The sequence below is a fragment of the Rhizobium croatiense genome, from assembly GCF_019793465.1.
Classification (GTDB): Bacteria; Pseudomonadota; Alphaproteobacteria; order Rhizobiales; family Rhizobiaceae; genus Rhizobium; species Rhizobium croatiense.
Window position 1 is genome coordinate 1 of sequence record NZ_JAILYJ010000097.1, and the last position, 350, is coordinate 350.

Consider the following 350-nt stretch of genomic DNA (forward strand, 5'->3'; position numbering starts at 1 on the left):
GATGGGCATCCCCTTCCGCCAGATGCACTCCTGGGATTATTCCGGCCCGTATCACGGCTATGACGGCTTCGCCATATTCGCCCGCGACATGGATCTGGCCATCAATAATCCGGTGTGGGATCTCTACAACGTCCCCTGGAAAAAAGAGGCCGCGCCAGCTGAGGCGGTTGCGGCCGAATGAGAGCCTGGCCTGTCTTGGGAAGGGGCAGGCCAGGCTCTTCCCATCGGACTTGATCCGCACTCGTGACAGATGACATCCCATTGCCGCCACCGGTGCGGCGCGATGAAAAGAAAGGTGCTTACTATGCCGCAGTCGGCGGAAAAAGTTCTCGACCATGCTCCCCTGTTCC

Annotated in this window: 1 pseudogene; it reads left to right on the forward strand. The window is 59.4% G+C overall.

Annotated features, from left to right (window positions below):
* Window positions 1-181, forward strand: a pseudogene (locus K6M89_RS32035) (nitrogenase molybdenum-iron protein alpha chain); the annotation flags it as partial.
* Window positions 182-350 lie beyond the last annotated feature (169 nt).